Origin of the sequence: uncultured Novosphingobium sp. (genome assembly GCF_964277725.1) — a bacterium.
In the GTDB taxonomy this organism is placed as follows: Bacteria; Pseudomonadota; Alphaproteobacteria; order Sphingomonadales; family Sphingomonadaceae; genus Novosphingobium; species Novosphingobium fluoreni.
In genome coordinates this window covers 1-4263 of record NZ_CAXYKL010000271.1, presented here as the reverse complement: position 1 = coordinate 4263, position 4263 = coordinate 1, and the positions used below count along the sequence as shown (strand labels likewise).

Below are 4263 nucleotides of genomic sequence, written 5' to 3'. Positions count from 1 at the left end.
AGCCGTAGATATCCTCCAGCAGCAGGGCATAGGACAGGCCAGCCAGGGAATCTCCGCCAAGTGCGGCAAAGGAATCCCGTTCGGCGATCTTGCCCGCATCCAGGCCAAGCACAGAGGCGGCAGCCCGACGGAGCGTTTCCTCCATTGGCCGATCACGGCCATTGCGGCGCAGATTGTCGATCTCGGTTGCTTGGTCGTCGGCGTGCGCGGCGTAGATCGCCTCCAGCCGTTCGCCATAACGCATGCGAAACGCCGGCCGCAGATGTTTGGCCAGCGCTGACTGCAAGCCATTCGCAACCGAGAAAGGCTCAAGCTCAACGATAATATCGCGCGGAATCTCGTAAGCGTTCAGACCCGCTTCGATGCCGATGCGCCGGATCGCCGAGAGCAATCGCTCTTTGATGGCCACTTCGTCGAGGTCATGCGGAAGAGCATCAAGGTTCGGCACGACGACGCCAAGCAGGTATGCGCGCGCGCTGTTGCCGTAGAGATAGACTTGAGAAATCGCCGGATCGCCGCGGGAATACAACGATTCCAGCGGCGCTATCGCGACAAATTCACCTTGCGCCAGTTTCATCACGTTGTTGCGACGATCGAGATAGGCCAGTCGGTCGGGCTCCACTTCGGCCACGATATCACCGGTCCGGTAGAAGCCCTCGTCGTCAAAGGCCGCTGCGGTGAGGTCCGGGCGGCCGAAATAGCCTGCGAAGATGTTCTGCGATTTGATACACAACTCGCCGCGCGGATGAGGCTTGTCTGTAATGAAATAGCCAAGTTCAGGAACGTCGATAAGCTTGTAGTCGATGATTGGCGGGCGCGTGACTTTCTGGTCGAGCGTGATGCTACCAGACTCAGTCGAGCCATAGCCGTCGATGATCGGGCGCCCCAACAGCCGCTCGGTAAAGGCACGAAGCGCAGGATCGAGCGGGGCTGAACCAACCACCGCATCCGTCATGCGGCCACCCAATGCCGTCTGGCGAAACCGCGCCAGCGCCCAATCTAGCTCACCATCAGGAAGATCCGGATGCTGCGCCATGAAACGCTGCTGGATCAGTTCGCAGATGCGCGGAACCAGCGCCATCGTAGTCGGCCTGACCTTTGCAATGTCCTCCATCAACGTGCTCAGATCGCTGCGGCCGGTAAAGCAGGTGACCCCTCCGTTGGCGAAGGTCAGCCAGAGATAGAACATGCCAAAGACATGGTTGAGCGGCTGATAATTGAGAACGATCGGCGCAGGGTCTCTCACTTGAGCCCAGGCGGCTTTGACTAGCCGCTGGTTGTGCATGGCCCCCTTTGGCGTGCCAGTGCTTCCAGAGGTATAATACACGATCACCAGCGGATCTTCGCCGGGAGCAGGCTGGTAAGGCTGTGCCTGCGGGAGGTTAGCGCCCCGCGCGCGCAGGGCGCTGAACGGCAGTATCTGAAGTCCCGGGCGTTCCTTAGCCAATCGCGCCTGTTGCTCCGCAATCCTGGTCTGGTCGTACTCGTCCAATCCGTCATGATCAAAAACGATCACGCAACGGGTTTGTGTGCATCCTATCGCCAGGGTTACGGATGTCTCAAGATGTTCGAGAGCCGTGGCGATGCAGGGAGGCTTCACCTCTTGCATCATACCCGCCAAAAGTTCGGTCGCGGCAGTGGTCTGCAGCGGGACGATTGGTAGCCCGCAAAGCCCCAGCGCTAGATTCAGCGTGGCGAAATCCACATTGGCGAAGGCCATGATCGCCACGGGATCTCCTGGCACAAGGCCAAGGGCGCGATCATGGCGGAACGCGGAAGCCGTATGAAGAACACGGCTTTCCAATTCGGCATAGTCGATGATCGTGTAATCATTTTCAAGGCGACCGCCCTGCACTTTCCGCCAAGCCATAGCTGGGCGATCTCGGTACGCCTTGAAAACCGCGAGGGTCATTTGCGCAAGCGCGGCCTCAGGCTGGCGCAGTAACGCGGCAAGATCAGGGTCCGGCTTGAGAGCGGGGTCCAGGCTTTCGATTGAACGGGTTGCGCTCGCAAGCGCGACGCTGCTGTGCATCAGGGTCTCTCCGGTACCGCCGCCCGCGCTTTTTCTGCGCGGCGCCTGCTTATCTGACCGGGATTATGTTCTGAAGATCTCGGTGCAACAACCGATCAAATGTAAGCATCTCCAATGTAATAGCAAAGTCGAGACAAGCCGCATTTCTTGTCATGGATCAAACACACGGATCATGATGGCTCGCTGGCGTTACGCCCAGCTGAAGTTGATAGACGCGGGACATCGCCGGCAAAAGGCGACGCCCCGCGATCCGATCAGAACTCGATGGAGGCAGAAGCCTTGAAGGTGCGCGGCGTGCCTTGCAGCAGTTGCGATCCAAAGGCCGTGAACGCGGTGAAGGCCGACGCCCAGTAGCGCTTGTTGGCAACGTTATCGACGCTGAAGCGCAGGGTCATCGCGCTTTGCCCCACCGGTACCAGATAGCGCGCGCCAAGATCGAAGCGGGTCCAGTCATTCAGGCGCAGCGTGTTCGTCAGATCTGCCGCCTGCTTGCCAGTGTAGACAACCCGGCCGGTCAAGGTCAGCGCGGGCAAAAACGGCAGGTCCCACTCCACGTTGGCGTTGCCCAGCAACTCGGGCACGCCGACCGCGTCGTTGCCCTGGTTCAAGCCGCCCTCGGTGCGACGCAGCTTGGCGTCCAGGATCGTCAGGCCGCCGATCACGCGCAGGCCGTCCACCGGCTCACCGTTCAGCGTGAACTCGATCCCGCGATTGCGCTGGACCGCGAAATTTCCGTACTCATAGAGGCCCGGCCGCTCGGCATCGGGGCGATAATATGCGCCGGGCTTATCGATCTGGAACAGTGCCAGTCCGGCATCGAAGCGGCCGAAAGTCAGCTTACCGCCTACCTCGTACTGCTTGGATTTGATGGGCGGCAGAAAGCGACCGGCATTGCTGACCGGCACCGGCAACCCGTTGATCGTGACTGTCGGCTGAGCCTGCTCACCACGAATTAGGCCTTCGATGCGATTGGCGTAGAACGACAGACCGGGCACCGGCTTGATCACCAAGCCAACGACCGGGGTGACCGCACTTTCCTTGTAAAATGACTGCAAAGCGCCGTCCTGATACGAATAGGAGGTGGCCTTGATCTCCTGCAGGCGCAGGCCGCCGGTGATCAGGATGCGATCGTCCCAAAAGCCGATTGTGTCCGATGCGAACACGCTGGCCACGCGCGTGCGGCCGATCGGGAACGGATCGTCCAGATCGCCACCGGCGAAACCGCCCGCGGGTCGTGCCACGACCACGGGCCGGTAGATGTTCGTGGCGTAAGGCGTCACTGAGAAGTCGTAGGCGTTGCGGTTGGTCTGCCAAGCGACGGACGTGCCGAAGTTCACTTCCTGCGTCACGCCGCCCGCCGCCAGCTTGACACGCATGCCCAGGGTACCGGCTTCGTTGTTGTCGGTGCGCGGCACGTAGGACGCGCTGCCCGTGGCGTCGCCATTGGCCGCATTGGCCAGGGTTACACTAGCCGTGACCTGATCTTCCTTCCCGTCGCGCGCGCCGGCCTTGAAGTAGAGCATCGCGTGCTCATCGAGATCCCATTCCAGATTGAAAGTGCCGAAGATGTCGCGCGTCTGGATGTGGCTCCAGGGCTGCGAATAGTTGGTGTCGGCGTCCGGTACGCGCGGGATCGCGCCGCCGATTGCCACCTTGGGCCGCCAATTCGATTGGCGCAGGCGCTGGAAGTTGACGTTCAACGAAGCGCGCAGCGGGCCGTTGTTGAAGTCCAGCGTGCCGCCGACGACATAGCTTGAGTGGAATTCATCGTTGATGGCGATATCGCCACGGCGTGCCGAACCGTTGAGGCGCAGGCCCCACTCCTGGTTCGCGCCAAACCGGCGGGAGACATCCACCGCACCGGTGAAATGCGAGTCCGAGACGTAGCCGATCGTGGCCCGCGTGTGATTGCCGTCCGCCATTTTGGGCAGCAGGTTCACGCTGCCGCCGATGCCGCTACCGCCGGGGGCCGCACCGTTCAGGAAGGCGCTGGCACCGTTGATGATCTGGACGGACGAGAACAATTCCGGCGCGACCAGCTGGCGGGGCGTGATACCGTATAGGCCATCAAAACCGACATCGTCCGAATTCAGCTCGAACCCGCGGATCACGAAAACCTCGGCGGCGGTGCCGAAGCCCAGCGTGGTGCGCACGGTGGGATCATTCTCCAGCACTTCGCCCAGACTGTCGGGCTGCTGGTTGCGGATCAACGCCTCGTTATAGGAGCGGAC

General features: G+C 61.2%; 2 protein-coding genes. Both read right to left on the bottom strand.

The window, feature by feature from the left end; genetic code table 11:
* Positions 1–2032: AMP-binding protein (locus tag ACHWRX_RS15100; RefSeq protein ID WP_394659803.1), on the bottom strand; the 2032-nt coding region annotated here is incomplete at its 3' end.
* 254 nt (positions 2033–2286) lie between these two features.
* Positions 2287–4263, bottom strand: a 1977-nt coding sequence (locus ACHWRX_RS15095) for a TonB-dependent receptor (protein WP_394659802.1), incomplete at its 5' end; no start/stop codon positions are given.